The 590-nt window shown below is 75.3% G+C and carries 1 protein-coding gene; it reads left to right on the top strand.

The annotated features are described in order from the left end of the window. A partial coding sequence (locus tag K6I34_RS37845; RefSeq protein ID WP_229332524.1) for an alcohol dehydrogenase catalytic domain-containing protein occupies window positions 1–590 on the top strand: 590 nt, incomplete at both ends.

A 590-nucleotide genomic window follows, 5' to 3' on the forward strand; every position in this document is an offset into this window, starting at 1 on the left:
CCGCCGAACTGCCCGATCCCACCCCCGGCCCCGGCGAGCTCGTGGTGCGCACCTCGGTCGTCGGCGTCAACTTCAAGGACGTCTACGAACGCGAGGGCCGCGCCAAGCCGGCCCCGCCGTTCGTCCCCGGCTCCGAGGGAACGGGCCGCGTGACGGCGGTGGGGGCGGACGTGACCTCCTTCTCCGTCGGCGACCGGGTCACCTGGTGCGCGGCCCCCGGCAGTTACGCCGAACAGGTCGTGGTGCCCGCGCGGGCGGCCGTGCCCGTACCCGACGACGTCACGGACGAGGACGCCACGGCCCTGTTGCTCCAGGGGCTCACCGCCCACTACCTCACCTTCTCCACCCACCCCGCGCGCGAGGGCGAGACCGCCCTGGTGCACGCCGCCGCGGGCGGCGTCGGCCGGCTGCTCACCCAACTGCTGGTCCACAGCGGGGTACGGGTCATCGCCACCGCCTCCACCCCGGAGAAGGCCCGCCAGGCCGAGGCCCTCGGCGCCCGGCATACCCTGGTCACGGGCGGCGGCATCGACATCGCCGCCCGGGTGCGCGAACTCACCGAGGGGCGCGGGGTCGACGTCGTCTACGAC

Origin of the sequence: Streptomyces sp. UNOC14_S4, assembly GCF_020740835.1 — a bacterium.
Lineage (GTDB): Bacteria > Actinomycetota > Actinomycetes > Streptomycetales > Streptomycetaceae > Streptomyces.